31 protein-coding genes, 2 tRNA genes and 1 pseudogene are annotated in these 24542 nt (G+C 60.9%); 20 read left to right on the top strand and 14 right to left on the bottom strand.

Annotated elements, in window-relative coordinates:
- Positions 1-163: 163 nt before the first annotated feature.
- Together DMO26_RS20025 and DMO26_RS20020 are read right to left on the bottom strand one after the other, a co-directional pair.
- Positions 164-1468, bottom strand: coding sequence for a dihydroorotase (locus tag DMO26_RS20025; RefSeq protein ID WP_117193933.1), 1305 nt, complete (start codon positions 1466-1468; stop codon positions 164-166).
- Positions 1465-2406, bottom strand: coding sequence for an aspartate carbamoyltransferase catalytic subunit (locus DMO26_RS20020; protein WP_117193932.1), 942 nt, complete (start codon positions 2404-2406; stop codon positions 1465-1467). Before DMO26_RS20020 ends, DMO26_RS20025 begins: the two co-directional genes overlap by 4 nt.
- Before the next feature lie 199 nt (positions 2407-2605).
- On the opposite strand from DMO26_RS20020, the gene DMO26_RS20015 reads away from it, so the two are divergent.
- A complete protein-coding gene (locus DMO26_RS20015) occupies positions 2606-4258 on the top strand; it encodes an acyl-CoA dehydrogenase family protein (RefSeq protein ID WP_117193931.1) in 1653 nt (550 codons plus the stop codon).
- On the opposite strand, the gene DMO26_RS20010 is transcribed toward DMO26_RS20015, so the two are convergent.
- Positions 4240-5175, bottom strand: coding sequence for an AEC family transporter (locus DMO26_RS20010; protein WP_117193930.1), 936 nt, complete (start codon positions 5173-5175; stop codon positions 4240-4242). The genes DMO26_RS20015 and DMO26_RS20010 overlap by 19 nt on opposite strands.
- A gap of 174 nt (positions 5176-5349) precedes the next feature.
- Between DMO26_RS20010 and DMO26_RS20005 the strand changes: the two genes are divergently transcribed.
- The 4 genes from DMO26_RS20005 to DMO26_RS19990 all read left to right on the top strand — a co-directional run bounded on the left by DMO26_RS20005 (position 5350) and on the right by DMO26_RS19990 (position 7163).
- On the top strand, positions 5350-5994 hold the full coding sequence (locus tag DMO26_RS20005) for a TetR/AcrR family transcriptional regulator (protein ID WP_117193929.1): 645 nt from the start codon (positions 5350-5352) through the stop codon (positions 5992-5994).
- 60 nt (positions 5995-6054) lie between these two features.
- The gene (locus tag DMO26_RS20000) at positions 6055-6537 is read left to right on the top strand and encodes a group II truncated hemoglobin (RefSeq protein WP_117193928.1); all 483 of its coding nucleotides are present in this window, start codon (positions 6055-6057) and stop codon (positions 6535-6537) included.
- Positions 6538-6690: 153 nt separating this feature from the next.
- Positions 6691-6834 (top strand): hypothetical protein, encoded by a 144-nt coding sequence (locus DMO26_RS19995; RefSeq protein ID WP_162894973.1) that lies wholly within the window; start codon positions 6691-6693, stop codon positions 6832-6834.
- Positions 6831-7163: a DUF6105 family protein gene (locus tag DMO26_RS19990; protein ID WP_117193926.1), complete on the top strand. Its 333-nt coding sequence runs from the start codon at positions 6831-6833 to the stop codon at positions 7161-7163. The genes DMO26_RS19995 and DMO26_RS19990 overlap by 4 nt, the downstream gene beginning before the upstream one ends.
- On the opposite strand, the gene ruvX is transcribed toward DMO26_RS19990, so the two are convergent.
- Positions 7100-7594, bottom strand: coding sequence for a Holliday junction resolvase RuvX (gene ruvX, locus DMO26_RS19985; protein ID WP_117193925.1), 495 nt, complete (start codon positions 7592-7594; stop codon positions 7100-7102). The two genes, DMO26_RS19990 and ruvX, sit on opposite strands and share 64 nt — an antisense overlap.
- A 127-nt stretch (positions 7595-7721) precedes the next feature.
- Between ruvX and DMO26_RS19980 the strand changes: the two genes are divergently transcribed.
- The 4 genes from DMO26_RS19980 (at position 7722) to DMO26_RS34445 (ending at position 10618) form a co-directional block, all read left to right on the top strand.
- Complete coding sequence (locus DMO26_RS19980) at positions 7722-8423, top strand: metal-dependent hydrolase (RefSeq protein WP_117193924.1); 702 nt, start codon at positions 7722-7724, stop codon at positions 8421-8423.
- A 110-nt stretch (positions 8424-8533) separates the two neighbouring features.
- Complete coding sequence (gene gatC, locus DMO26_RS19975) at positions 8534-8821, top strand: Asp-tRNA(Asn)/Glu-tRNA(Gln) amidotransferase subunit GatC (RefSeq protein WP_117193923.1); 288 nt, start codon at positions 8534-8536, stop codon at positions 8819-8821.
- Positions 8822-8879: 58 nt separating this feature from the next.
- Positions 8880-10361, top strand: a complete 1482-nt coding sequence (gene gatA, locus DMO26_RS19970) for an Asp-tRNA(Asn)/Glu-tRNA(Gln) amidotransferase subunit GatA (protein ID WP_117193922.1) — start codon at positions 8880-8882, stop codon at positions 10359-10361.
- 20 nt (positions 10362-10381) lie between these two features.
- Positions 10382-10618 carry a hypothetical protein gene (locus DMO26_RS34445; RefSeq protein ID WP_226951359.1) on the top strand — a complete coding sequence of 79 codons (237 nt, stop codon included), beginning with the start codon at positions 10382-10384 and terminating at the stop codon, positions 10616-10618.
- A gap of 262 nt (positions 10619-10880) precedes the next feature.
- Here DMO26_RS34445 and DMO26_RS19960 read toward each other — a convergent pair whose 3' ends face one another.
- From DMO26_RS19960 to DMO26_RS34440, 3 genes are all read right to left on the bottom strand, one after another.
- Positions 10881-11315 (bottom strand): type II toxin-antitoxin system HicB family antitoxin, encoded by a 435-nt coding sequence (locus DMO26_RS19960; RefSeq protein ID WP_117193921.1) that lies wholly within the window; start codon positions 11313-11315, stop codon positions 10881-10883.
- Between the two features lie 5 nt (positions 11316-11320).
- Positions 11321-11509, bottom strand: a complete 189-nt coding sequence (locus tag DMO26_RS19955; protein WP_117194011.1) for a type II toxin-antitoxin system HicA family toxin — start codon at positions 11507-11509, stop codon at positions 11321-11323.
- Positions 11510-11920: 411 nt separating this feature from the next.
- Positions 11921-12472, bottom strand: coding sequence for a helix-turn-helix domain-containing protein (locus tag DMO26_RS34440; RefSeq protein WP_226951358.1), 552 nt, complete (start codon positions 12470-12472; stop codon positions 11921-11923).
- A 155-nt stretch (positions 12473-12627) separates the two neighbouring features.
- On the opposite strand from DMO26_RS34440, the pseudogene DMO26_RS19940 reads away from it, so the two are divergent.
- The 5 genes and pseudogenes from DMO26_RS19940 to DMO26_RS19920 form a co-directional block, all read left to right on the top strand.
- Positions 12628-12867, top strand: a pseudogene (locus tag DMO26_RS19940) (GNAT family N-acetyltransferase); the annotation flags it as partial.
- Between the two features lie 216 nt (positions 12868-13083).
- Positions 13084-13155: transfer RNA gene (locus DMO26_RS19935), tRNA-Arg, on the top strand.
- 1 nt (position 13156) lies between these two features.
- Positions 13157-13229: transfer RNA gene (locus DMO26_RS19930), tRNA-Ile, on the top strand.
- Positions 13230-13571: 342 nt separating this feature from the next.
- Positions 13572-14714 carry a slipin family protein gene (locus DMO26_RS19925; protein WP_117193919.1) on the top strand — a complete coding sequence of 381 codons (1143 nt, stop codon included), beginning with the start codon at positions 13572-13574 and terminating at the stop codon, positions 14712-14714.
- A 68-nt stretch (positions 14715-14782) separates the two neighbouring features.
- A complete protein-coding gene (locus DMO26_RS19920) occupies positions 14783-15055 on the top strand; it encodes a hypothetical protein (RefSeq protein ID WP_117193918.1) in 273 nt (90 codons plus the stop codon).
- Positions 15056-15193: 138 nt separating this feature from the next.
- Here the strand turns inward: DMO26_RS19920 and DMO26_RS19915 are convergent, their stop codons facing one another.
- Positions 15194-15451, bottom strand: a complete 258-nt coding sequence (locus DMO26_RS19915; protein WP_117193917.1) for a YjhX family toxin — start codon at positions 15449-15451, stop codon at positions 15194-15196.
- Between the two features lie 309 nt (positions 15452-15760).
- Between DMO26_RS19915 and DMO26_RS19910 the strand changes: the two genes are divergently transcribed.
- From DMO26_RS19910 to DMO26_RS19900, 3 genes are all read left to right on the top strand, one after another.
- Positions 15761-16270 (top strand): GNAT family N-acetyltransferase, encoded by a 510-nt coding sequence (locus DMO26_RS19910; protein ID WP_117193916.1) that lies wholly within the window; start codon positions 15761-15763, stop codon positions 16268-16270.
- Between the two features lie 100 nt (positions 16271-16370).
- On the top strand, positions 16371-17876 hold the full coding sequence (gene gatB, locus DMO26_RS19905; protein WP_117193915.1) for an Asp-tRNA(Asn)/Glu-tRNA(Gln) amidotransferase subunit GatB: 1506 nt from the start codon (positions 16371-16373) through the stop codon (positions 17874-17876).
- A gap of 65 nt (positions 17877-17941) precedes the next feature.
- The gene (locus DMO26_RS19900) at positions 17942-18445 is read left to right on the top strand and encodes a GNAT family N-acetyltransferase (protein ID WP_117193914.1); all 504 of its coding nucleotides are present in this window, start codon (positions 17942-17944) and stop codon (positions 18443-18445) included.
- A 24-nt stretch (positions 18446-18469) separates the two neighbouring features.
- Here the strand turns inward: DMO26_RS19900 and DMO26_RS19895 are convergent, their stop codons facing one another.
- The gene (locus DMO26_RS19895) at positions 18470-18901 is read right to left on the bottom strand and encodes a hypothetical protein (RefSeq protein WP_162894986.1); all 432 of its coding nucleotides are present in this window, start codon (positions 18899-18901) and stop codon (positions 18470-18472) included.
- Between the two features lie 62 nt (positions 18902-18963).
- On the opposite strand from DMO26_RS19895, the gene DMO26_RS19890 reads away from it, so the two are divergent.
- The 3 genes from DMO26_RS19890 to DMO26_RS19880 all read left to right on the top strand — a co-directional run bounded on the left by DMO26_RS19890 (position 18964) and on the right by DMO26_RS19880 (position 20450).
- Positions 18964-19428 (top strand): GNAT family N-acetyltransferase, encoded by a 465-nt coding sequence (locus tag DMO26_RS19890; protein WP_117193912.1) that lies wholly within the window; start codon positions 18964-18966, stop codon positions 19426-19428.
- 114 nt (positions 19429-19542) lie between these two features.
- Positions 19543-19941, top strand: a complete 399-nt coding sequence (locus tag DMO26_RS19885) for an NADH:ubiquinone oxidoreductase subunit NDUFA12 (RefSeq protein ID WP_117193911.1) — start codon at positions 19543-19545, stop codon at positions 19939-19941.
- 89 nt (positions 19942-20030) lie between these two features.
- Complete coding sequence (locus tag DMO26_RS19880) at positions 20031-20450, top strand: DUF2155 domain-containing protein (RefSeq protein ID WP_205421244.1); 420 nt, start codon at positions 20031-20033, stop codon at positions 20448-20450.
- 4 nt (positions 20451-20454) lie between these two features.
- Here the strand turns inward: DMO26_RS19880 and aat are convergent, their stop codons facing one another.
- From aat to DMO26_RS19855, 5 genes are all read right to left on the bottom strand, one after another.
- Positions 20455-21072: a leucyl/phenylalanyl-tRNA--protein transferase gene (aat, locus tag DMO26_RS19875; protein ID WP_117193909.1), complete on the bottom strand. Its 618-nt coding sequence runs from the start codon at positions 21070-21072 to the stop codon at positions 20455-20457.
- Between the two features lie 10 nt (positions 21073-21082).
- Positions 21083-22429: an acetyl-CoA carboxylase biotin carboxylase subunit gene (gene accC / locus DMO26_RS19870; protein ID WP_117193908.1), complete on the bottom strand. Its 1347-nt coding sequence runs from the start codon at positions 22427-22429 to the stop codon at positions 21083-21085.
- Positions 22430-22434: 5 nt separating this feature from the next.
- The gene (gene accB / locus DMO26_RS19865; protein ID WP_117193907.1) at positions 22435-22905 is read right to left on the bottom strand and encodes an acetyl-CoA carboxylase biotin carboxyl carrier protein; all 471 of its coding nucleotides are present in this window, start codon (positions 22903-22905) and stop codon (positions 22435-22437) included.
- Positions 22906-22933: 28 nt separating this feature from the next.
- A complete protein-coding gene (aroQ, locus tag DMO26_RS19860) occupies positions 22934-23371 on the bottom strand; it encodes a type II 3-dehydroquinate dehydratase (protein ID WP_117193906.1) in 438 nt (145 codons plus the stop codon).
- 194 nt (positions 23372-23565) lie between these two features.
- The gene (locus tag DMO26_RS19855) at positions 23566-24324 is read right to left on the bottom strand and encodes a DsbA family protein (protein ID WP_117193905.1); all 759 of its coding nucleotides are present in this window, start codon (positions 24322-24324) and stop codon (positions 23566-23568) included.
- Between the last annotated feature and the right edge of the window lie 218 nt (positions 24325-24542).

The raw sequence follows: 24542 nt of genomic DNA, 5'->3' as shown, positions 1-24542 counted from the left end.
TGCCGGCACCTTCTCCCCGCATGCGGGGAGAAGAGATATGCCGTGCCCTTTTTGCTCGATCTCCTGACCCGCGGTGAAGTGGACCTGGCGTCGCCGCACCTATCCTTCTCCCCGCGAGCGGGGAGAAGGTGCCCGCAGGGCGGATGAGGGGCAAACCTTGTAATCAGCCCAGATTATAAACGCACTTGCCCGCAACATAGGTCGCGACCGCTCGTCCCGAGAAACGCGCATCCTCGAAGGGCGTGTTCTTCGAACGGGACAAAAGCATATCCTTCATCACGATCCAAGGCTCGTCGAGGTCGATCAGCGTGATATCCGCCTTCGCACCGGATTTCAGCGTGCCGGCATCGAGGCCGAAGATTTGTGCGGGTCTCGTCGACATGGCGTCAATCAGCCGCATCAGCGGCACGCGGCCGTCGTGATGCAGGCGGAGTGCTGCGGCCAGCATGGTTTCCAGCCCGATCGCGCCGTCGGCGGCATCGGCGAAGGGCAGCCGCTTGGTATCGACGTCCTGCGGGTCGTGCGAAGAGACGATGATGTCGATCGTGCCGTCCGCGACCGCATCCGCCATGGCGATCCGGTCGTCCTCGGAGCGGAGCGGCGGAGAGAGCTTAAAGAAGGTGCGGTATTCGCCGATGTCGTTTTCGTTGAGCGACAGGTGGTTGATCGATACGCCGCAGGTGGCGTTCGCCCCGCGTCCGCGTGCAACCCGCATGGCTTCCGCCGATTCCGCCACGGAAATCTTCGCGGCGTGATATTTCGCTTTCGTCAGTCCGGCGAGGCGCAGGTCCCGTTCGAGCGGGATGAGTTCGGCTTCCTTAGGCACGCCCGAAAGGCCAAGCCAGCTGGCGAACAGGCCCTCGTTCATCACCCCGTTGCCGAGATATTTTTCCTTGAGTTCGAGCGAGATGACGGCGTCGAACTCGCGCGCATAAGTCATGGCCCGGCGCAGGAGCAGACTGTCGGAAAGCCCGTGGCGGCCGTTGGTGAAGGCAACCGCGCCGGCTTCCTGCAGGAGCCCGAATTCGGTCATCTCCCTGCCGTCCAGGCCCTTGGTGAGCGCTGCGGCCGCATGGACGTTGACGATCGCCTTGTCGCGGGCGTTCTTCTGCACGAATTCGATCAGCGCGATGTCGTCGAGCACCGGATCGGTGTCCGGCATCATGATGAAGGATGTGATGCCGCCGGCCGCCGCCGCGCGGCCTGCCGATGCTATCGTCTCGGTGTGCTCGGCGCCGGGTTCGCCGAGATAGACGCGGGCATCGACCAGACCCGGCGTCGCGACGATGCCCTTGCAATCCTTGACCGTCGCGCCTTCCGGCACGCCCTGGTTCTGTGCATCCCTGCCGGCGGCTAGAATGCGGCCGTCATCGCCGATGACGATCGTGCCGGTTTCGTCGAGATTGCGCGACGGGTCGATGATGCGGAGGTTTTTCAGAACGGTGGCGGCCACGGACTTCAAGGTCATGCGCGTTCTCCTTGGTTATGCGAGACGAGCAGCGCTTCCATCACCGCCATGCGTACGGCGACCCCCATTTCCACCTGTTCCTCGATAACGCTCTGCGGACCGTCCGCCACTTCCGAGGCGATCTCGACGCCGCGGTTCATCGGGCCGGGATGCATGACAAGAGCATCCTCCTTGGCGGCCTTCAGCTTTTCGGCATCAAGGCCGTAGAAGCGGAAATATTCGCGCACCGACGGCACGAAGGCGCCGGCCATGCGCTCCCGCTGCAGTCGCAGCATCATCACCACGTCTGCATTCTTGAGGCCTTCCTCCATGGAGCGGAAGACCTCGACGCCCATGTCGCGGATGCCGGAGGGAAGCAGCGTCGAGGGGGCTACGACCCGCACCCGCGCGCCCATGGCATTGAGCAGCAGGATGTTCGAGCGGGCAACGCGCGAATGCAGCACGTCGCCGCAGATCGCCACAATGATGCGCGACAGCTTGCCCTTGGCACGCCGGATGGTCAGCGCGTCGAGCAGCGCCTGGGTCGGATGTTCGTGCTGGCCGTCGCCGGCATTCACCACCGAGCAGGCGACCTTCTGGGCGAGCAGTGCGGCGGCACCCGCGGAGGAGTGGCGCAGGATCAAGACGTCCGGCCGCATGGCGTTCAGCGTCATCGCGGTGTCGATCAGCGTCTCGCCTTTTTTAACCGACGAATTGCCGACCGACATGTTCATCACGTCGGCGCCGAGCCGTTTGCCGGCGAGCTCGAACGAGGACTGCGTCCGCGTCGAAGCTTCGAAGAAGAGATTGATCTGGGTGAGGCCGCGCAGGGTGGACGTCTTCTTTTCCCGCTGCCGGGAAATCTTCACGGCCTCGTCGGCCTTGTCGAGAAGAAAGGTGATGTCCTGTTCGGTGAGGCCCTTGATGCCGAGGAGATGGCGGTGGGGAAAGAAGACCATGGGTCATGTCTCCGCTTGCGTTCGGCGGTCTATAAGGGCTGGCGGCAGGCGCCGCAAGCGGTCAGAACGTCATCTCCGCGCATGTTTTACCGGTGTCCACCGCAGATTTTCTGTGTACCAGTCACCTATATGTAAAGAACGTTTGAAATCCCCCGCGGCTGCCGTTCCCACGGTTGTCGACTTCCTATAGAAGGCAGCCATGAACCAGATGTCGCGCGCCGAAGAAAAGTTTGCCGAACTGAACCAGCCCAAACCCTGGTCCGGCATCAATGCCTATCGATCCGATCCGCTGGTCGTCGATCTGACGAGCACGCTCAACCGCACCATCCGCGAGGAATACGACCAGCTCGGCCGTTACGTCACCTCGCCGGAGGCGCAGGAACTGGCGCGGATGGCGAATGAGAACCCGCCGAAGCTCAAGACCCACGGTCCGCGGGGTGAACGGCTCGATACGGTCGAATTCCACCCGGCCTGGCACGCTCTGATGCGCCGCTCGATGCAGGCCGGCCTGCATTCCTCCGTCTGGGAAAGCATTCCAGAAGCCAAGGGCCACGAGCACAAGGCGCGCGCCACGCGCTTCTATCTGACGGCGCAGCTCGAATGCGGGCATCTGTGCCCGCTCACCATGACCAACGCCTCGATCGCTGCGCTGATGGCTTCGCCGCGGGTGCAGAAGGAATGGGCGCCGAAGATACTGTCGCGCAAGTACGATTCCACGAATCGCCCAGCACTGCAAAAGACCGCCGTCACGCTCGGCATGGGCATGACCGAGAAGCAGGGCGGCACGGATGTGCGCGCCAACCGCTCGACCGCGGAGCGGGTGGGCGAGGGGATCTACCGGCTGTCCGGCCACAAATGGTTCATGTCGGCGCCGATGAGCGACGGTTTCGTCATGCTCGCCAAGACCAACGAGGGGATCGGCTGTTTCCTCGTGCCGCGCATGCTGGAAGACGGTTCGGCGAACGGCCTACAGTTCCAGCGTCTGAAGGACAAGCTCGGCAACCGGTCGAATGCGTCCTCGGAGGTCGAATTCACCGATGCCTTCGGTTACCTGCTCGGCGAACCGGGCGGCGGCATCCGCACCATTCTCGACATGGTGACGCTGACGCGGCTCGATTGCGCGCTGGCTTCGGCCGGCATCATGCGCGCATCGCTTGCGGAAGCGGTGCATCACTGCCGCGGCCGAAGCGTTTTCGGCAAAAAGCTGATCGACCAGCCGTTGATGACGCGCGTGCTCGCCGACATGGCGCTCGATGTGGCTGCTGCAACGGCGCTGAGTTTCCGCCTCGCGGACGCCTTCGATCGTGCCGCCAGCAGCCAGACCGATGCGGCATTCGCCCGCGTCATGACGCCGGTCATCAAATACTGGAACTGCAAGATCGCGCCCGCGCTGATCTATGAGGCCATGGAATGCCTCGGCGGCAACGGATATATCGAGGAGCGGCCGATCGCCCGGCATTATCGCGAAGCGCCCGTCAATGCGATCTGGGAAGGCTCCGGTAACGTCATGGCGCTCGACGTGCTGCGCGTCCTGTCGCGCGGAAAGGACCTGTTCGACACGGTGCTCGCCGGTTTCGAACGCGATCTCGGCCCCTCCGGCAAGAAGACGGTCGAGGTGCTGCGCGCCGCCATGGCGCTCTGCGAAACTGACGAAGGGGCCGCCCGGCTTCTCGTGGAGCAGTTGGCGCTCGCGGCAGGTGCTTCCGAACTCGTCCGGCTCGGAGCCGGCAAGATCGCCGATGCCTTTCTGGAAACCCGGCTCGCCGGCGGCTGGCGCTCGACCTATGGCATGCTCGATGCCCGCTTCGATGCCAATTATATCGTCGACCTGCTTTACCCGGCAGCGACGTAGGCGGTCGCGCTCATGATGGCCGGAATGGTCAGGAAGGACGCGATCACCTGCAGCGCCGCCGCCGCGGCATAAAGATCCGCATCCCCGTTCAACTGCTTGGCCAGCAGATAGCCGTTCATCGCGGTGGGAACAGCCGCACTCAAAGCCAGCAGGACAAGCCCGTCGCCGCCTATGCCGCAAAGCGCCCCGACCCCGACGGCGACGATCGGGAAGACGATCAGCTTCAAGACCACCGCAAGCAGGGTGAGTGGCCTCGGCTTCAGCGCATCCGCGATCCTGAGGCCTGCACCGACGGTGATCAGTCCGAGGCTGAGCGACGCCTGCGACAGCAGATCGACCGTCGACATCAGCGGCTGGTAGATCGGCAGGCCGGCGACGTTGACGAGGATGCCGAGTGCCGTCGACAGGATCAGCGGATTGGTGACGATCCGGTAGACAAGCGTCTTGTAGTTCCGCTCGCGGCCGGAAAACCACAAAAGCACGATGACGTTGATGAGGTTGAGGGGAACGACGATCGCCGCCATCACGAGACCGACCGTGGTGAGCCCCTCCTGGCCGAAGGTTTTGGCGGCGATCGCGAGCGCCATGAACGCGTTCCAGCGCGTCGCGGTCTGGAAGAGCGAGGTATAGGCCGGCCCGCCGACGCGCAGGTTCCTCAGGAGCGGCCAGGCGAGGAGCAGCCCGCCCGACATGACGATGACGGAGATGATGGCTGCGACACTGACGGTCAGGTTCTGCGTATTGGAAAAATCCGCCCTGGCCATCGTGGCGAACAGGAGGGCGGGGAACAATACCCAGTAACTCAGCTGTTCGAGCCCGTCCCAGACATTGGCATTGATGACGGGTGCGCGTTTCAGTCCGATGCCGAGCAGGACGAGCAGGAATATCGGGAGCGTGCTTTGAAAGACGATGAGCATATGGGCAGGCGTCGGAGGGAAATCGATCCCTCGTTAGTCCTCCCGTTCCGATAGTGCAATGCGGCGGGTTGCGATTTCGGGTGCGCAATCCTGTGAATGGCCCCTTGACACCGCTTGCAGCGGCCGATGGCAGGGATTATCGCGGTTGAGGACGGGAACCAACACGGGCGAAAAATGCTGCAACCCTCTGAAGTCACGGCGCAAGAAGGCCCGGCTGCAAAAGTGCGCAATCGCGCCGGTACGGAGCGGGCGATTTTTCTGGCCGCGCGCCAGCTTCTGGCCGAAAAGGGGTTCCAGGGTTTCGGCATCAATGCCGTGGCGCGGCGGGCGGGCTGCGACAAACAGCTCATCTACCGGTATTACGGCGGCCTTGGCGGCCTGATCGAGGCGATCGGCACGGATCTCGGCACCTGGGTCAAGGATCGCATTCCGGAAGACACCGGCGGCATGTTCCTCCTGACCTATGGCGACCTCATGGAAAAGCTCGCCATCTATTTCATGGAGGCCCTGCGCGACGATCCGCTGGTCTGCAAGATCGTCGCCTGGGAGGTCTCGCAGGATACGCCGCAGGTCCGCCAGCTTTCGGAAGCGCGCACCAAGGCGCTTGGCAAATGGCTCGACCGCATGAAAGGGTCGTTGAACCCGCCGAAAGGGGTCGATGCCGCGACGACCAATGCCGTGCTTTTCGCAGCCATCCAGCATCTGGTGATTTCCGCGGCCGTGAGCGGCCAGTTCGCCGGCATTGCATTGAGGACCGAGAAGGACTGGGACAAGGTCGCCAGCGCACTGCGCCGCCTGGTGCGCGCCATCTACGGCTGACCGCCCATGTCTTGAAGCCTTGACCTTTGCCCAATATCTTTCCGGGAAAGGGAGGCGGTGATGACGGTACCGACACTTTACGAATGGATCGGCGGTTTCGACGCGCTCCTGCGTCTGACGACGGAGTTCTACCGCCGCGTCCCGGCGGACGACATCCTCGGTCCGGTCTTTTCAGGCATGGACAAGGACCATCCGCAGCATGTCGCGATGTTCATCGCCGAGGTCATCGGCGGGCCGAAGCTCTATTCCGAAGAGCGCGGCGGCCATCCGGCCATGGTGCGCCATCATCTCGACAGGCACCTGACCGAACCAATGCGCCGGCGCTGGATCAATCTTCTCCTCGACAGCTACACCGATCTCGGGCTTCCCGCCGATCCGGAATTCGCCTCCGCGCTGGTCGGTTATCTCGAATGGGGAACGCGCCTCGCCGTTATCAACTCGCAGCCCGGCGCAAAGGTCTACGAACATGCGCCCATGCCGGAATGGGGCTGGGGCGAGACGGGCGGACCTTATATTCCCAAGAAGCCGGCGCCTGCGGCCTGAGCCGGTTTTCCACAGCAGACCCTTCCCTTGTTAACCATGCTCTCCGGTTTCCGTTGCGGGAAATCCCTCGCGGGCTAAATTCGCATTAACGCATTGTTAACGACGACGTTCGCCGAGTATCCGCGTATGGGAACTGCAGTCAGGGATTGGGCATTGCTCGCCGTCATGACGACGATCTTTGCGGCGCTGGCGATGGACATCGCGGTTCCGGCCGCGGTCCTGAGCTTGATGGCATTATCGAGATGGCTCGTATTGCCGGAGATGTATCCGGTGGGGCCGAGGGGAAAAACCGCATGAAGTGGTTTCTGATTTTGTGGGCGGGTCCCGTCCTGCTGCTGACCGGCTGGTACGGACTTTCCTACTACGACATGAGCTTCGGCTTTTTCATGCTCACCCGCCATACGCATGACCTGGTCTTCCAGATCTATGGGAACGTTCTCGGCATTCCGCCGGAAACCATCCCGCCGCTCGTGGCACGCGCCATCGCCTTCGACAGCCTGATCGTCTTCGCCATCATCGCGTTGCGCAAGCGAAAGGCGATTGCGGCCTGGTGGCGCAGGCGTCAGTCGTCCCGGTCGATCGGGATTTCCCTGGCGAGCGACGAAAGTCTGTCGAGCGCGCCTTGAAGGATGAAGCTCGCCGCGGCGGAATCGATCCGCTCGGCACGCTTGGCCCGCGACACGTCCATTTCCAAAAGCGCCCGTTCGGCGGCGACCGTCGACAGCCGCTCGTCCCAGAAGACGAAGGGCAGGGCGGTCTTCTCGCTCATGGAGCGCACGAAGGCGCGCGTCGCCTGGACGCGCGGGCCGGCCGAACCGTCCATGTTCATCGGCAGGCCGATGACGAAGCCGGCGACCTTTTCCTTCTCGGCGAAGGCGAGCAGCAATTCAGCGTCCTTGGTGAACTTCACCCGCTTGATGACCGGGCGCGGAGAGGCGAAGCGCCGGCCGAGATCCGACATGGCAAGCCCGATCGTCTTGGTGCCGAGATCGAGCCCGGCGATCGCCTGACCCGGCGCGAGCGCCTGCGCGAGTTCCTCGATCGTCATCACTGTCATGCGTTCTTCATCCCTTGGGGGCAGAGAGGCCCGGAGACGGTTTGTCCCACCTTCTGTCCCACTTCCCTTTAGCCTCACATGGGCTATGTGTCGTTACCATTCACATTGCATCGGAGGAAACTTTTCCATGAAGATCATCTGGCTCGGCCATGCCGCCTTCCGCATCGAGACCGCCAAGGCAAAGATTCTGATCGACCCGTTCCTGACATATAACCCCGCCTTTGCCGGTCAGGACATCAAGGCCGCCGCCGAAGGCCTGACCCATATTCTGCTGACCCATGGCCATGGAGACCATGTCGGCGACACAGTCCAGATCGCCAAGGAAACCGGTGCCGTCGTTCTCGCCAACTATGACCTGGGCGTCTGGCTCGCCAAGAAGGGCGTCGAGAAGCTGGAAATGGGCAATACCGGCGGCACGATCGGCTTCGACGGCTTTACCGCCACCTTCACCAATGCTCTGCATTCTTCGGCGCAGATTACCGAGGACGGGGTTTCCCATGCGCTCGGCAATGCCAACGGCCTGATGCTGCATTTCGACGACGAACCTTCGGTCCTCCACATGGGCGACACCGATATCTTCTCCGACATGGCGCTCATCAACGAGCTGCACCAGCCGGATATCGGTATCGTGCCGATCGGCGACCGTTTCACCATGGGCGGTGCCGTGGCGGCGCTCGCCTGCCAGCGCTTCTTCGATTTCAAGCACGCGCTGCCCTGCCATTACGGACTGCCAATGGTCGACATGACGGCGGAAAAGTTCGTCAAGGGCATGGAAGGTTCGCGCACCCGCGTCGAGGTTCCGGCTCCGGGCGGCAGCGTTTCGTATTGATTGCTGCATGAGATCCGGCGGCGCGCCTCCAAATTGAGACGCGCTGCCTGTTGCGGGAAGCGGACGCGGCGATTATAGCGGGTAGGAAATTTCTTGCCTGGAGCTGTGCCATGTCCGTCGATCTCGCCACTGTGAAGCGCGTCGCGCGCCTTGCCCGCATTGCGGTCACCGAGGAAGATGCCAATCGCATGGTCGGCGAGTTGAACGGCATCATCGATTTCGTCGAACAGCTCAATGAAGTGGATGTCGCGGGCGTCGAGCCGATGACATCGGTCACGCCGATGGAGATGCGCAAGCGCGCCGATATCGTCACCGACGGCGACAAGGCCGCCGAGGTGGTGGCGAACGCGCCATCCATCGATCACAATTTCTTCCTGGTGCCGAAGGTCGTTGAGTGAGCGCTCAAACGGCGCTGCCTCTGAGCCTTTTCCCGCATTCGAACATTCCGAAGAGACCATGACCGAACTCACCAGCCTTACCATTGCCGAAGCCCGCGACAAGCTGAAGGCCAAGGAATTCACCTCCGTCGAGCTGACCGAGAGCTATCTGAAGGCGATCGATGCCGCCAATCAGGTATTCAACGCCTATGTGGCGGTGACGCCGGAAAAGGCGATCGAGATGGCCAAGGCCTCCGACGCCCGTCGCGCTTCCGGCACCGTCGGCGCGCTGGAAGGTATTCCCCTCGGCATCAAGGATCTGTTCGGCACCCGCGACGTCCATACCCAGGCGTGCAGCCACATTCTCGACGGCTTCAAGCCGAAATACGAATCGACCGTGACCCAGAACCTCTGGGACGATGGCGCCGTCATGCTGGGCAAGCTCAACATGGACGAGTTCGCCATGGGCTCCTCCAACGAGACCTCGCATTACGGCGCGGTGATCAACCCGTGGAAGGCGAACGGCTCCAACCAGCAGCTCGTGCCGGGCGGTTCGTCCGGCGGTTCGGCCGCAGCCGTCGCAGCACATCTCTGCGCCGGTGCCACCGCCACCGATACCGGCGGCTCGATCCGCCAGCCGGCCGCCTTCACCGGCACTGTCGGCATCAAGCCGACCTATGGCCGCTGCTCGCGCTGGGGCGTCGTCGCCTTCGCCTCGTCGCTCGATCAGGCCGGCCCGATCGCCCGCGACGTGCGTGATGCCGCGATCATGCTGAAGTCGATGGCATCGGTCGACACCAAGGACACCACCTCCGTCGACCTGCCGGTGCCGGACTACGAAGCCTCGCTCGGCCGGTCGGTCAAGGGCATGAAGATCGGCATTCCCAAGGAATACCGCGTCGACGGCATGCCGGAAGAGATCGAGGCGCTCTGGCAGAAGGGCATCGCCTGGCTGAAGGATGCCGGCGCCGAGATCGTCGACATAACCCTGCCGCACACGAAATATGCCCTGCCGGCCTATTACATCGTGGCACCCGCCGAGGCCTCGTCGAACCTTGCCCGTTACGACGGTGTCCGCTACGGGCTGCGCGTCGACGGCAAGGACATCATCGACATGTACGAGAAGACCCGCGCCGCCGGCTTCGGCAAGGAAGTCAAGCGCCGCATCATGATCGGCACCTATGTTCTGTCCGCCGGATATTACGATGCCTATTACCTGCAGGCGCAGAAGGTCCGCACGCTGATCAAGCGCGACTTCGAGATCGTTTTCGACGCCGGCGTCGACGCGATCCTCACGCCCGCCACTCCGTCTTCCGCCTTCGGTGTCGCCGACGAGAACCTCGCCGCCGATCCGGTTGCCATGTACCTGAACGACATCTTTACGGTGACGGTGAACATGGCGGGCCTGCCCGGCATCGCGGTTCCAGGCGGTCTCGACAAGAAGGGCCTGCCGCTCGGCCTGCAGCTCATCGGCAAGCCTTTCGAGGAAGAGACACTCTTCCGCACCGCCCATGTCATCGAACAGGCCGCCGGCCGGTTCACCCCGGCCAAGTGGTGGTAAGCGGGCTTACAATCCGAAAAATGACCGTCGCCGACCATAAACTGGTCGGCGAAGTCGGGTTTGCGGCCTGGTCCGCGAGTGATGCGTTCGAGGACAGCTATCTTGATCTCGAAGTGATCGCCCGGGTGAAGCTCCGTTATTTTGAGCAGATGAAGGAAGTCCGTAGGGCGCTGATCAAGGAGCTAAACAGCAACATATCGTATCTGATCTTGCTGGCAATCGTAACGGTAACCACAACGCTGCTGCTGTTTTCGTGACCAGTCCGAGAATATACGGCTCCGGTCTTGCAGTCGCGCTTTACACCCACTTCTTCCTCACGTTGCTCATGGTGGTCAAGCGTTCCAGCATCGCGTTTTCCCGTGAGTATGAGACCGACGGAGCGACCGAGCTGCGTTAGCTCCGCGAAGAATACATTGGATGGACGTCCTAAACCGTCTAAAGCGCCAAGCTGTGCAAGGCAGGATGATTGATCTGGCCCGCTCCGGCGGGCCTTTTTCGATCATTGTCGAAGTGAGGTGATCAGCCGAGCTGTAGATCTACACCGGCTTTGTAATCGTCGTTGGCCGACTCCATCTCATGTTTGGCGGCAAGTGCAAGGAAACCAGATCGAGTTAATCCAAGAGACTCTGCATACGCGTCGATTTCCTTTAGAACGTCTTCCGGAAGTGTAATATTGAGGCGGACCGATCTTTTGCTCTGCGCCTTAAGCGAAACGAGAATGGCTACCGCGTCTTTGTTCTCAGGATCAGACATTACGGCCTCCAAGCTCGAAGGTTCTGGAATGGCTTCTCCATCTTCCAGAAGACCCTCGACATGAACTGCCAATGCTTCCTCAGCCATGCGGCGAGCATCGTCGAGGTCAGTGCCGGCGGTAACGACGCCCGGAAAGTCCGGAAAGGAAATGCCGTAGTCGCTATCAGCGTCCTTATGGATCAGTCCGATATAGTTGCGCATATGGGTTACCTCAGTTTCAAACCGGATTGTTTTTCGATGCTCTTAAGCGTACCGATCGGTATATCTCTCTTTGGATGAGGGACAGTCACTCGGCCCGGCTTTGATGCGTGCTTAAACTGAACATGGCTGCCTTTGATGGCCACTTCATACCAGCCATCGGCCTGCAATGCCGAAATGATATCGCCGCTTTTCATGTCATTTACATACACACCAAGTGTGTATAAATCAACAATCTGCTGCTTGGTTCCGGTTGGCAGAAACGGGGTTCATTACCTGCTGTTGATGCGCGAGTTCGCGCCTCTGGGCTCGTCAAAACACGCCTCTCTTATCGGAGCATTAGCCACACATTCATGACCGTCAGTACCACATCGATCAAAAGTTGTGCTTTAACATATCTGGAATATCGATTCACTGCTGAAATTTGCCGGGGGATGGGCTTTGTCACTACGCAAGGAAGCAACGGCCAGGATCAAAATCAATCGGCTGGGAGCTTGGCTCCACTCCGCTAGAGCGAGCGGTGGCGAAGAGCTGGAAAGTGAAGTCGGATTTGCCGTAGCTCGGGAAGCACTTGCAGAAGGCGGCGATTACAACCTGGGTGGCGAACGTTACAAACCTGCAACTGCTGAAGAACATGAAATTCCACGTGTACCTATTAGCGTCTTTTCAAAGCTGGCGGAAAACAGCAGGTCCATGACGGTGACCAGGTTGCGATTGGCTTCCGTGCGCCTGGTCATGACGACCTCGATCACGGCGGCAATCATTGATTTCGCCATTTCAGCGAAGTGCGCGCCGTTACCGCCTTCCGGTCGAAACAGTCCTTCGGCGATGACCTCGATGTCTCGGACGAGGTGCGCTTGCCGGATATAGTCGAGTGAGGGACGATATTCTGTGTTGTGCCCGACGCCATTTCCGCGCTGGACCTCGAACCATCCTTTGACCTCAAGTTCACGGACGGCGCGCTGAATGGTCTTAACGCTCTTGCCGGTCGCGTCGGCAATCGTCTGATAGGACGGCCACAGCTTCTCGGTGTGGCCGTTCAAATGCGTGGTGATGATGTAGAGCGCCACGGAACGCGCGCTGTCGCTCAAGTCCTTGTCGCAGCTCAACTGCTGAAGCCACTGCAGCTTCACGTCCCGAAATGGCCGCGCCTCGCTCATGCGCGCCTCCCTGGTCGCAATACGACCGGGAAAGAAGAGGCGGAAACGGCCGGAAAAAGTGGGACGACGGCTCTACTAAGTCATTGATTTTTATTAAATGGGGTCTTCGTCCCACATGGGGCTAAGCTGCTGATTTTCTTGGAATTCGGCAGGCCCTGTGGGTTCGCCCGGACCGTCAGGGCAGGGGCATAGGTCGGTCGCTGCTGCTGCATCTCTGCGATCAGATGACCGCAGAAGGACTGGCGACGGCCCGCCTCGATACCCACGCGAAAAATGCCGGCGCGATCCGCCTTTACGAGCGCTGCAGCTTTTCGATCATCTGGCGCGGCTTCGAGTATTCCAAGAGCATGGGCGTCGACCTCGAAAAGGTGCATCTGGAAAGGCGTCTGGGTTGAAAATGCAACATTTCTAATTTGTTGCCGATGCGCAACGATGATCCGCCTGCAACTCTCCGCTGTAATTTTCCCTGTTGCCTTTGCGCCGCAAAATGCCCTAAACGCGCCTTCCCGGTCGTCAGCCGGTGTGGACGTCAACGGACGGAGCTCGAAACCTCCTCCCGTGCAGCCGGCTTTGCCGTCCTGCATACGGATGCCGCATCGGAGGTCGGACAAGCGGATATAGCTCAGCGGAAGAGCGCCGGATGACGAATCCGGAGGTCGTGGGTTCGAGTCCCGCTATTTGCACCGTTGGATAGCTCAGTGGCAGAGCATCAGACTGATAATCTGATTGTCGAAGGTTCAAATCCTTCTCCAAACGCTGGCTCCTAACCAGCAGCACCCTGTTAAGGTGTTACCAGGATTGATGGTTCGGGAACCGGAATGCCGAGGAGGGGAAAGAGGCCGAAAGGTCTCGGACTTTTCCAAAACCAGGGGCGCAAGCCAGAACGACAGTGATGACCAAACCGCATGCCGGCCGGCCAGGGAGTGCGCTCCAAGGCTCGCCCGTGTGCCGCGACGTCCTCTCCCGCCGTTCCGCAAGCGCCGTCTGCCACCGGTTCCCGGATCAATACCGGGCAAACTGTAAGATTGAACGAAACGAAACACGAAACGCAAAGGAAAAATCGGTCGATGACTTGAGCAACGCCGAAGGAGTAACGAACATGACAAAGCTTCTCGAGATGATTTTGGGGCGCAAGCGCGTCCTGGTGAAAGAAAACGAACGTGTGATCGCCCTCAACGAGGGCCGTATTCAGGGCATTTACGGAGCCGGCATGCACTGGCTACGCAATACCCGAAACAGCCTGGAGATCGCGCGCCACGACCTGACCAACCCGGTATTCGTTTCGGTTTATGAGAAGGCTCTGTTCGATAGGCTCCCGGATGTCGCCGAGCACAACTTGACCGTTTTCCGGACCGCGGCCGCCGAAGTGGCGGTGATCGAGCGGGATGGCGCTATCTTTTCGGTTCTGATGCCGAACCAGAAGCTGATCGTCTGGAAGGACGCCGGCCCGTGGACGGAAACGCGGATCGATGTTTCGGAAAACCCGACTGTCGAGCCGTCTTTGATGCGCCGGATCGTCCAGGCCCGAAAGGCCGAAGCGATCGGTATGCATCTCGTCAACGAGGGGCAGGTGGGTCTGCTTTTCGTCGACGGTGCACAGACCGGAACGCTTGCTGCGGGCGTTCACGCCTTCTGGAATGTCGGCAAGGCCTTCCAGGTGAAGGTGATCGACCTGAAGTGGCAGTCGCTCGACGTTTCGGGCCAGGAACTCCTGACCCGCGACCGCGTGACGATCCGCGTCAACATCTCCGCCGAATACCGCGTCACAGATCCGGTCAAGGCAGTGACGGTGGTGAAGGACTTCTCCGACGCGCTTTACCGCGCGCTGCAGTTCGTCTTCCGCCGCACGCTCGGCAGCCTGACGCTCGACCAGATTCTTGAGCGGAAGGTGGCGATCAATGCCGAAGCCGCCGACAAGGTCCGCGACGACATGGCGGCAATCGGCATCGAGGTCTCCGGCATCGAGCTCAAGGACGTGATCCTGCCGGGCGAGATGCGTGAGATCCTGAACCAGGTCGTCGCCGCCGAAAAGCAGGCCGAAGCCAATGTCATTCGCCGCCGCGAGGAAACGAACGCCACCCGTTCGCTCCTCAACACGGCGAAGGTCATGGCCGAAAACCCGGTCATGCTGCGTCTGAAGGAGCTCGAAGCGCTGGAAACCATCGCCGGCAAGGTTGGTCACCTGACCATCCACAACGGCACCGGCGGACTGATGCACGACATCATCAATCTGCGCGACTAAAAGGCAGGCGCCGTCTCGGCTTTCGGGGCGGCGCCTGTTATAGATCGCGAGCTTCGGGAGGAAACCCCATGTCGAATTCGGACCTTGTTCGCCTCGTGGAGGCATTCGATCGCCTTGCTGCCGCCAGCTTTGAGATGGGGGCAGATTGGCAGGCCGTCCACAACATCTGCCAGGCCCATGAGGGCGAAAAGCCCTTTGACTGGGGCCACGCCCTCTGCCACCGCATCGAAGGCGACGACTGGAACGCCGACTATTGGTACCGCCGCGCGGGTAAGAGCCGCTCGGGCTCGGTCGGCGAGGAGTGGGAGGCGATGAAGGCAGAGCTTTCGAAACCGATCTGAAGCTTCAACCGTCTAGCGGCGGATAAAGCTCCTCTCGACGCATGATCATTAGAATATTGGTATCGCTCGGAGGCCTCGTTCCATCCTTCCACAGGGTTCGAGGGAAGCCGACCCTCGCAGAGCCGGCTTCCGCCTTGGTCACCTGTTATCCTGTTCGGCCCTCACCAGCACCAGTCCCCTTTCGGTGATGCGGTAGGGCCTGCCGCCCTGGGACTTGATCGCTCGTCTCTGCTTGAGCTTGCGGAAGGTGACGAGGTCGAGGCCGGAGAAAGCCCAGCCCTCGCGGGTGATGAGCTGCAGCTTTTCGATCTTTCTGTTGTCGTCGCGGGTAATCTCGATCCTGCCGCCCTGGGCAAGCAGGTGGAGGATGCGCTGTTCGGCGCGGGAAATATCCATTGTGTCGGTGTCCGGAGAGGCGCTCTGGAGACGAGCGCACAAAAACGTTGCCGGCGCCGGTTGGCGTCGGAGCGGTCGTTTTTGTCTGGGCCGGTGCGCTTTGCGGGCGGCCGGCCCCTCAGCGGGTCCCTCGGGACGAGAACATCAAGACTCCATGGGCGCGGGCCTTCGGGAAAAGACAGGCGCGTCGCGGAATCGCTGCTAGGCCTGTTTTCCCCAGCCGTCAAGCGCTCCTGCGCGCTTCGTTGACATGTTCCGCTGGTAAAAGCCGAGACTCAGTGTTCTACTGGCCTTGCAGCAGGGGAAGCCATGGCCACCATCCGCAATGCGCGTGAAGATGAGGTAGATATCCTGGCGGAGATTGGGTTCCGCTCGTGGCAGAAGGCCATGATCTCGATCGGCGAGATGACCGATATGCGAGCCAGCGCCCGCATAGCCTTCCAGAACTTCACGCGTTCCTCCTGGCTCACCATCACCGTCGTCGAACAGGGCGGCAATCTCGCTGGTTGGGCGGCGCGCGAGAAGCTCGACGAACTGATTTCCGATTTCTGGATCGATCCGTCCTTTCAAGGCCACGGATTCGGCCGGGTGCTTCTCGCGGAAGTCGAGGCGGAAATCGTCCACCAGGGTTTTGAAGTCGCCCGGATCGAGACCCATGCCCAGAATACCGAAGCCGTCGGGTTCTTCGAGAAACAGGGTTATTCGATCAACTGGCTGTCGATAACCTATTCTCCGAAGATCGACCGCGACGTGCAGTCGGTCGGCCTGTCCAAGCGGCTCGTGGCGCAGGAGCCGGAGACCTACGGCCCGAGCTTCTGAGGGCATCTCCCGCGACGCTGTTCGTCAGAGTGAGCTTGCGCGTCCGCGCCATTTGCTCTACCTCCAGAAAACGCAATCAAGACCATTTTACGAGCATCAGATGACCATTGTCGACGTCCGCACGCCCGATCCGAAACGTTTGATTCCCGGCGCCACCGGCGATTGGGAAGTCATCATCGGCATGGAGGTGCACGCCCAGGTTCTTTCGAATTCGAAGCTCTTCTCCGGCGCCTCGACGGAGTTCGGCAAGCCGGCCAATTGCAACGTGTCGCTCGTCGATGCCGCCATGCCGGGCATGCTGCCGGTCATCAATGAGGAATGCATCAAGCAGGCGGTCCGCACCGGGCTCGGCCTGAAGGCGGCGATCAACAAGCGTTCGGTCTTCGACCGCAAGAACTATTTTTATCCGGACCTGCCGCAGGGCTATCAGATCTCCCAGTATAAGGACCCGATCGTCGGTGAGGGCAAGATCGTCATCTCGCTCGGTCCGGATCGCCAGGGCCAGTTCGAGGACATCGAGATCGGCATCGAACGCCTGCATCTGGAACAGGACGCTGGCAAGTTGATGCACGACCAGCACCCGATCATGTCCTATGTGGACCTGAACCGCTCCGGCGTGGCGTTGATGGAAATCGTCTCCAAGCCTGACATGCGCTCGTCGGACGAGGCGAAGGCCTACATGACCAAGCTGCGCTCGATCGTGCGTTATCTCGGCACCTGCGACGGCAACATGGACGAGGGCTCGATGCGCGCCGACGTCAACGTCTCGGTGCGCCGTCCGGGCGAAGCCTTCGGCACCCGTTGCGAGATCAAGAACGTCAACTCGATCCGTTTCATCGGCCAGGCGATCGAATACGAGGCGCGCCGCCAGATCGGCATTCTGGAAGAAGGCGGTACGATCGACCAGGAAACCCGGCTCTTCGATCCGGGCAAGGGTGAAACGCGTTCGATGCGCTCCAAGGAGGACGCGCACGACTATCGTTATTTCCCCGATCCGGACCTGCTGCCGCTCGTATTCGACGATGCCTTCGTCGCCGATCTTGCCGCGCACCTGCCGGAACTGCCCGACGACAAGAAGGCCCGTTTCGTGAAGGAACTCGGCCTATCGATCTACGATGCCTCGGTTCTGGTCTCGGAAAAGGCGATCGCCGATTATTTTGAGGCCGTGGCTGAGGGCCGCGACGGCAAGATTGCCGCCAACTGGGTGATCAACGACCTGCTGGGCGCCTTGAACAGAACCGGCAAGGATATCGAAGGGACGCCGGTTTCTCCCGCCCAGCTCGGTGCCATCATCGACCTCATCAAGGACGGGACCATCTCCGGCAAGATCGCCAAGGACCTCTTCGAGATCGTCCTCAATGAAGGCGGCGATCCGGCGGAGATCGTCGAGGCCCGCGGCATGAAGCAGGTGACAGACACCGGCGCGATCGAAAAGGCGGTCGACGAGATCATCGCCGCCAATCCGGACCAGGTCGCCAAGGTCAAGGCCAAGCCGACGCTTGCCGGCTGGTTCGTCGGTCAGGTCATGAAGTCGACCGGCGGCAAGGCGAATCCGCAGGCCGTCCAGGCGCTCGTCAAGGCGAAGCTGGGGATCGAAGAGGAGTAAGTCTCCGGCATCGGCCCGACAAGTGTAAGCGGTTTTCGGACTGGCGATGCCGCAAGGAGAAAGCTTTGGTCTATTTCGTCCGCACCGCCGGCGAGGAGGACGTGGAAAAGATCCGCACCCTTCTTGCGGAGACGTTTCACGCCACCTACGACCCGTTCTACGGAGCCGATAAAGTCGCGCGCATGGTGAGCGGCTGGCATTCGCCGGGGGCGATCCGTGCCCGTATCCTGAAGAAGGAAGGCGAATTCCTGGTGGCTGACAACGGCAGGGAGATCGGCGGGATCGGTTATGCTGCCATGTATCCGAAAATGGCGAAGACGGCCATGCTGCACCAACTCTACATAAAACCGTCCTGCCAGAACGAAGGCATCGGGCGGGATATCTTTGCCGAGATCGAGACCTGTTTTCCGGATGCGGAGATCATGCGGGTCGAAGTGGCGCTGCAGAATATCAGGGCAATTTCTTTCTACGAGCGGCTCGGGTTTTCAGAGGTCGATCGCATGGAAGAGTGGGGCGCTCCCAATTCCGGCCTACCGGCGGTCATCATGGAAAAACGGCTGGCCGTCTGACGTTTGCCTGCCGCTTGGCCGTTATCATTGGGCTGGCGGCTCGAATTCCTTGCCGTCCTCGTTGTAGATCATCACTAGGCTGCACTCCATCAGCTCCTTGCGGCGCTTCATGTTGCAGACGGATTTCGAGGCCTGGATGGCGGCCTCCTTGCTGTCGAAGCCGCAGAAGGTCTCGTGCCAATGCGGACCTTCTTTGGATTGCGCGAAAATGTCGATGCTCCAGCCGGCCGGGAAGCAGGCCGTTGTTTCGAGGCAATCTTCGGCAGTGCCGCCTTCCTTGATGCATTTCTTCTTGGCACAATCGAGCGCCTTGCGGATCGATGACGCAAAGCAGACGCCGCTGCTCATTTCCGGCGCCTGGGAAAAGCCGACCGCGCTCCGCCCCTCCGCCATCGCCGCCATGGGCCAGATTGCCATGACGATCGCGAATAAAACCATGCCAAGTCTTTGTCCCATGACCCAACCCCTCTAAGGTCCCTTCGTCGATCATTGCCGATTCTTGCCGGAAAGGAAAACAGATGACGGATAATCCGCTGATCCGCCGGGCGCGAGACACCGATCTTCCCGCCTTGATCGCCCTTTTTGCCGCGGACGATGCAGGCGGTCACGGCGATACGACGGACGAGGCGGCCTATGAGGATTATCTGCGTGCTTTCAACGTGATCGAAGCCTCGCAGAACGAGCAGCTTTTCGTTGCGGAAGTCGAAGGCGAAGTGGTCGGCACCTTCGAGATCGTGTTCACCCGGGCTCTCACGGGCAGGGGGGCGCTCTCGATGATCATCGAGGCGGTGCAGACGCGCTCCGACATGCGCAGCAAGGGGATCGGCGCAAAGATGATCGCCTATGCCGTCGAAGAGGCGAAACGGCGGGACTGCCGCCTCATTCAGCTGATGTCCAACGCGGTTCGCACGGACGCGCATCGTTTCTATGAACGACTCGGTTTTGCCAAAAGCCATTTCGGCTTCAAGATGAAGCTCAAATGAAGTGTGCGACAACGGGAATCACTGGACATCGGGCCTTTCAGGCGGCATAAGCGGATCGGCCATGTCTTTGGCCTGCTGTTTGCCCAACCTGCTTTTTAAGCCGATGGAACATCCATGAAAAACCTCCTGCTGCAGATCTTCACCTGGTGGAACGGACAGACGATCGGTACGCGGTTCTTCACTTGGCGCTTCGGCAAGAAAGTCGGTGAGGACGAATTGGGCAATGTCTATTACGAAGGCCCAATGACGTCCTGGGGCAAGCCCAAGCGCTGGGTGGTCTACAAGAACTACGCGGAAGCCTCGGCGATCACGCCAGGTTGGCACGGCTGGATGCATTACCGCACCGACGTTCCGCCGTCGAAGGAAGATTACAAGCAGCGCGAATGGCAAAAGCCGCACAAGGAAAACTTGACCGGCACGGCTTTCGCCTATCGCCCGCAGGGTTCCTTGGCTGCGACCGGCGAACGCCCCCGCGTCACCGGCGATTACGACGCCTGGACGCCAGGCAACTAACCGCCTTGTGGCACCTGTTTTGGCCATAATCGACCTCTAGGTCTCGACCCCGACGCGAGTTGTCGAGACGGGAAGCATTAATGGGATTGATGACGGTTTTTCCACGCAAGCGAATTGTCGGCGCGTTGATCGCGTTGTCTTTGGTGTTTGCGGCGGAGGGCGCTTCGGCCGCCCGTATTGCCAATCCCGTCGCCGTCTTCAAGGGCATCGACAAGATCACCGGCCGCATCACGACCTTCGACGTCTATGTCAATGAGACCGTTCAATACGGTGCGCTGCAGGTGACGCCCAAGATCTGTTATTCGCGCGATGATACCGAAGCGCAGAAGATCGATGGTTTTGTCGAGGTTGACGAAATCACGCTCGACCGCAAGATACGCCGCATCTTCACCGGCTGGATGTTCGCCGACAGCCCTGGCCTCAACGCCGTCGAGCATCCGATCTATGACGTCTGGCTGACGGGCTGCAAGCAAAGCTCCGACGTGCCGGCCCCCAAGGCGACGAACTGATCGGTCAGAACTGCCGGTGCGGCAGGTCGACGGCCGGCCTCAGAAGCGCCAGATACTCGTCCTTCGGAATATCGATTGCACCGAACGTCTTCAGGTGTTCGGTGGTGAACTGCGTATCGAGCAGCGTAAAGCCCCGCGCACGCAGACGCTCGACCAGCTGCACGAGGCAAATCTTCGAGGCATCCGTGCGCCTTGAAACCATGCTTTCGCCGAAGAAGGCCGAACCGAGCGAGACGCCATAAAGCCCTCCCACCAGTTCGTCACCTTCGAAGGCTTCGACGCTGTGGGCATGTCCCATACGGTGAAGTTCGATGTAGAGCTTGCGGATGGTGGAATTGATCCAGGTGCTCGGCCGGTCTTCGGCCGGCTCGGCGCAGAGCGCGATCACCTGCTCGAACGCGCTGTCGAAACGGATGTCGAAAGGCTTCTTGCGGATCGTCTTGGCAAGGCTTTTCGAAACATGAAATGCCTCGAGCGGCAGGATGCCGCGCACTTCCGGTTCGACCCAAAAGATTTCCGGGTCATCGGCGGATTCCGCCATCGGAAAAAGGCCTATGGAATAGGCGCGCAACAGGATTTCCGGTGTGATCGCCGGGTAATATCTGCCGCGCCGCCCTGCCATTCAAACCCTTCTAGTGTGTTTTGTCCCCGGCCAGATAATGTTCCAGCCAATGGATGTCGTAGTCGCCGTTGGCGATGTCCGGATTGTCCACGAGATCCTGGAAGAGCGGCAGCGTCGTCTTGATGCCGTCCACCACGAACTCGTCCAGCACGCGGCGCAGACGCATCATGCATTCGACGCGGGTGCGTCCGTGCACGATCAGCTTGCCGATCAGGCTGTCGTAATAGGGCGGGATCTTATAGCCCGCATAGGCGCCCGAATCGACGCGCACGCCAAGACCGCCCGGCGCATGAAAATGCGTGATCGTGCCGGGCGAGGGCACGAAGGTGCGCGGGTCCTCGGCATTGATGCGGCATTCGATGGCATGGCCCTGGAAGACGATGTCTTCTTGGCTGACCGAAAGGCCACCACCGGATGCGACGCGGATCTGCTCGTGCACGAGGTCGATGCCTGTGATCGCCTCGGTGATCGGATGCTCGACCTGCAGGCGGGTGTTCATCTCGATGAAATAGAACTCGCCGTTTTCGTAGAGGAACTCGATCGTGCCGGCGCCGCGGTATTTCATCTTTTTCATGGCGTCGGCGCAGACCTGGCCGATCTCCATGCGCTGATCGACATTGAGGGCAGGGGAATTTGCCTCTTCCCAGACCTTCTGGTGGCGGCGCTGCAAAGAGCAGTCGCGTTCGCCGAGATGGATCGCATTGCCTTCGCCGTCGCCGACCACCTGAATTTCGATATGGCGCGGCTTGCCGAGATATTTTTCCATGTAGACGGCAGGGTTGCCGAATGCGGCCGCCGCCTCGGAGCGCGCCGTGTTCAGCGCTTCTTCAAGGTCGGCCTCGGTCTTGGCGACCTTCATGCCGCGTCCGCCGCCGCCGGCCGTTGCCTTGATCAGAACCGGGAAGCCGATCTGACGGGCGGTCTCAAGTGCGTTCTCCGGCGTCACTTCGCCGTCCGAGCCCGGAACAACCGGAATGCCGAGCCCCTCGGCCGTCTGTTTGGCGGTGATCTTGTCGCCCATCAACCGGATATGCTCGGCGGTCGGTCCGATGAAGGTGATCCCGTGCGCTTCCAGAATATCGGCGAACTTGGCGTTTTCCGACAGGAAGCCGTAGCCCGGATGCACGGCGTCGGCGCCGGTGATCTCGCAGGCCGCGACGATCTGGTGGATGTTGAGATAGCTTTCGCGCGAGGGCGGGGGACCGATGCAGACGCTTTCGTCGGCAAGCCGCACATGCATGGCGTCGGCATCCGCCGTGGAGTGGACCGCGACGGTTGCGATACCGAGCTCCTTGCAGGCCCGCAACACGCGAAGCGCGATCTCGCCGCGGTTGGCTATGAGGATCTTGGAAATCATGGGCCTTACTCGATGATAACGAGTGGCTGGCCGTATTCGACGGGCTGAGCGTCGTTGACCAGGATTTCCGTGACTTTGCCGGAGCGCGGCGACGGAATCTGGTTCATCGTCTTCATGGCCTCGATGATCAGCAGCGTCTGGCCTTCCTTGACGGTGGCGCCAACCTCGATGAAGGCACGCGAACCCGGAGCAGGGGCGAGGTAGATCGTGCCGACCATGGGCGCCGTGACGGCATTTTTATTGTCGGCGGCTGCGGCCGGTGCGGCCACGGCAACGGGAACAGCGGCCGCGGCGGAAGCAGCCGGCGCAAAGGCGGGTGCGATCGGTGCCTGGACATACTGGGGGGTGCCGGCACGCGAGACGCGGATGCGCAGGTCGTCCTGCTCGACTTCGATCTCGGTGAGGTCGGTATCGTTGAGGATGTTCGCGAGGTCGCGGATCAGTCCCTTGTCGATCCCGTTCTTCTTCTCAGACATGGCAAATCCTGTTGTTCTGTTTATCTTGTCAGGCGGTAGCGGATTTCAAGGCATGCAGCGCCAGAATGTAGCTCTGGGTGCCAAAGCCGCAGATCACACCCTTCACCGCCGGTGCGATCATGGAATGATGACGGAATTCCTCCCGTGCATGGACATTCGAGATATGAAGCTCGACCACCGGCACGGAGATCGCCTTGATGGCGTCATGCAGGGCGATCGAGGTATGCGTGTAGGCGCCCGCGTTGATCGCGACGCCGAGGGCTTTTTCGCCGGCTTCGTGAATCCAGTCGATCAGCGTGCCTTCGTGATTGCTCTGGCGGAAGTCGATCGTCAGGCCGAGTTCCCGGCCGGCGGCGATGCAGGCTTCCTCGACATCCTTCAGGGTTTGGCCGCCATAGATGCCAGGTTCGCGTTTTCCCAGCATATTGAGGTTCGGTCCATTGAGGACGAAGACCGTCTTGCTCATCAGTGATCTATTGTTCCAACCAGAAATTCAGCGGCCACCTATAGACCGGTGAGGCGCCGAGGAAAAGCCCCCGGCACGCTGAAAGCCGCGCATGGAGCTTCATGGCGCGGCCCGACGTCGGGTGGCGAACCGGCGGGGAGGGCGTCTCTCGTTTGCACCCGGCAGAGGCTCAGGGACCTCGGCAGGTCGCCGCCTCAGCAGGTCGCCTTTCCGCAGGCGCGGACATTGGCGATCTTCGGCACGAGGACGTCGAGCCCCTGCGCGCCAAACACCGCCTCGTCGCCGACGATGTAGGTCGGCGTGCCGGTGATGCCGATCGCGTTGGCAAGATCGTAGGCCTGCTTGACCACGTCGTCGTTCGGGTTCTCGGCCATAGATTTGCGGATTGCCGCGTCGCTGATGCCGAGCGATGTGGCAACTGCCATTGCGCTGGCCTCGGAAGCGTGCGCTTGGCGCATGAGCGTGCTGTGGAACTCGCCATAGCTTTTTGGCGCGACAATGCGCACCGCATCGGCCACGCGGTGGGCCGCAACGGAATCAGGACCGAGGATCGGGAACTCCTTCAGGACGAAGCGGATGTTCTTGTCCTTGGCGATGATGTTTTCCATGTCGGACAGGGCACGTTTGCAGAAACCGCAATTGTAGTCGAAGAACTCGACCACGGTAACGTCGCCCTTCGGATTGCCGAGCGTAATGTCGGTCGGCGAGGAGAAGATCTTTTCCTTGTTCTGCGCGATCGCCTTGGTCGACTGCTGGTCCCGTTCGCTCTGCTGCTTGGCCTGGAGCGCATCCTGCACCTCCAGCAATATTTCCGGGTTCTGCAGAAGATAATCGCGGATGAAGGCGCCCATCTCCTTCTTCTGCTGGTCGTCCAGCGCGACAGCCGGAGCGGCGGCGGAAAATACCAGTGCCAGCATCGTGCCGGCGGTCAGTGTCTTGAGAAGGCGGCTCATCCATATCCTCTTGAGATCGGGTGCGAATCCCGCACACCATCATGTCCGTTTGTGCCCAAAGTAAGCCAGTCGGGCCTCTGGCGAAACCGCAAATTCATTGCCGATCGGTTGATCGCACTTCACAACTGCGTATGGGCGACATGCCGATCGGGAAAAGGATCTCTTTTCAACAGGCTGCCGGCCTTGGCGGAATCCGCCTGTCAGGCTCTTCAACCGGA

Source organism: Rhizobium terrae, assembly GCF_003425685.1.
In the GTDB taxonomy this organism is placed as follows: Bacteria; Pseudomonadota; Alphaproteobacteria; order Rhizobiales; family Rhizobiaceae; genus Neorhizobium; species Neorhizobium terrae.
Note: the sequence above shows the minus strand (reverse complement) of the source record. Positions and strands in the feature narration are given on the sequence as shown.

Coding starts and splice junctions, on each gene's coding strand:
- DMO26_RS19925 (WP_117193919.1), top strand. CDS start 13,572: ATGACAAAGCTTCTCGAGATGATTTTGGGGCGCAAGCGCGTCCTGGTG.
- DMO26_RS19920 (WP_117193918.1), top strand. CDS start 14,783: ATGTCGAATTCGGACCTTGTTCGCCTCGTGGAGGCATTCGATCGCCTT.
- DMO26_RS19885 (WP_117193911.1), top strand. CDS start 19,543: ATGAAAAACCTCCTGCTGCAGATCTTCACCTGGTGGAACGGACAGACG.
- DMO26_RS20000 (WP_117193928.1), top strand. CDS start 6,055: ATGACGGTACCGACACTTTACGAATGGATCGGCGGTTTCGACGCGCTC.
- DMO26_RS19910 (WP_117193916.1), top strand. CDS start 15,761: ATGGCCACCATCCGCAATGCGCGTGAAGATGAGGTAGATATCCTGGCG.
- ruvX (WP_117193925.1), bottom strand. CDS start 7,594: ATGACAGTGATGACGATCGAGGAACTCGCGCAGGCGCTCGCGCCGGGT.
- DMO26_RS19980 (WP_117193924.1), top strand. CDS start 7,722: ATGAAGATCATCTGGCTCGGCCATGCCGCCTTCCGCATCGAGACCGCC.
- DMO26_RS20010 (WP_117193930.1), bottom strand. CDS start 5,175: ATGCTCATCGTCTTTCAAAGCACGCTCCCGATATTCCTGCTCGTCCTG.
- accB (WP_117193907.1), bottom strand. CDS start 22,905: ATGTCTGAGAAGAAGAACGGGATCGACAAGGGACTGATCCGCGACCTC.
- DMO26_RS19915 (WP_117193917.1), bottom strand. CDS start 15,451: ATGGATATTTCCCGCGCCGAACAGCGCATCCTCCACCTGCTTGCCCAG.
- DMO26_RS20005 (WP_117193929.1), top strand. CDS start 5,350: ATGCTGCAACCCTCTGAAGTCACGGCGCAAGAAGGCCCGGCTGCAAAA.
- DMO26_RS19855 (WP_117193905.1), bottom strand. CDS start 24,324: ATGAGCCGCCTTCTCAAGACACTGACCGCCGGCACGATGCTGGCACTG.
- DMO26_RS34440 (WP_226951358.1), bottom strand. CDS start 12,472: ATGAGCGAGGCGCGGCCATTTCGGGACGTGAAGCTGCAGTGGCTTCAG.
- DMO26_RS19895 (WP_162894986.1), bottom strand. CDS start 18,901: ATGGGACAAAGACTTGGCATGGTTTTATTCGCGATCGTCATGGCAATC.
- DMO26_RS19880 (WP_205421244.1), top strand. CDS start 20,031: ATGACGGTTTTTCCACGCAAGCGAATTGTCGGCGCGTTGATCGCGTTG.
- DMO26_RS34445 (WP_226951359.1), top strand. CDS start 10,382: ATGACCGTCGCCGACCATAAACTGGTCGGCGAAGTCGGGTTTGCGGCC.
- DMO26_RS19955 (WP_117194011.1), bottom strand. CDS start 11,509: ATGAAAAGCGGCGATATCATTTCGGCATTGCAGGCCGATGGCTGGTAT.
- DMO26_RS20025 (WP_117193933.1), bottom strand. CDS start 1,468: ATGACCTTGAAGTCCGTGGCCGCCACCGTTCTGAAAAACCTCCGCATC.
- DMO26_RS20015 (WP_117193931.1), top strand. CDS start 2,606: ATGAACCAGATGTCGCGCGCCGAAGAAAAGTTTGCCGAACTGAACCAG.
- gatA (WP_117193922.1), top strand. CDS start 8,880: ATGACCGAACTCACCAGCCTTACCATTGCCGAAGCCCGCGACAAGCTG.
- DMO26_RS20020 (WP_117193932.1), bottom strand. CDS start 2,406: ATGGTCTTCTTTCCCCACCGCCATCTCCTCGGCATCAAGGGCCTCACC.
- DMO26_RS19960 (WP_117193921.1), bottom strand. CDS start 11,315: ATGCGCAACTATATCGGACTGATCCATAAGGACGCTGATAGCGACTAC.
- aroQ (WP_117193906.1), bottom strand. CDS start 23,371: ATGAGCAAGACGGTCTTCGTCCTCAATGGACCGAACCTCAATATGCTG.
- gatB (WP_117193915.1), top strand. CDS start 16,371: ATGACCATTGTCGACGTCCGCACGCCCGATCCGAAACGTTTGATTCCC.
- aat (WP_117193909.1), bottom strand. CDS start 21,072: ATGGCAGGGCGGCGCGGCAGATATTACCCGGCGATCACACCGGAAATC.
- DMO26_RS19990 (WP_117193926.1), top strand. CDS start 6,831: ATGAAGTGGTTTCTGATTTTGTGGGCGGGTCCCGTCCTGCTGCTGACC.
- gatC (WP_117193923.1), top strand. CDS start 8,534: ATGTCCGTCGATCTCGCCACTGTGAAGCGCGTCGCGCGCCTTGCCCGC.
- accC (WP_117193908.1), bottom strand. CDS start 22,429: ATGATTTCCAAGATCCTCATAGCCAACCGCGGCGAGATCGCGCTTCGC.
- DMO26_RS19890 (WP_117193912.1), top strand. CDS start 18,964: ATGACGGATAATCCGCTGATCCGCCGGGCGCGAGACACCGATCTTCCC.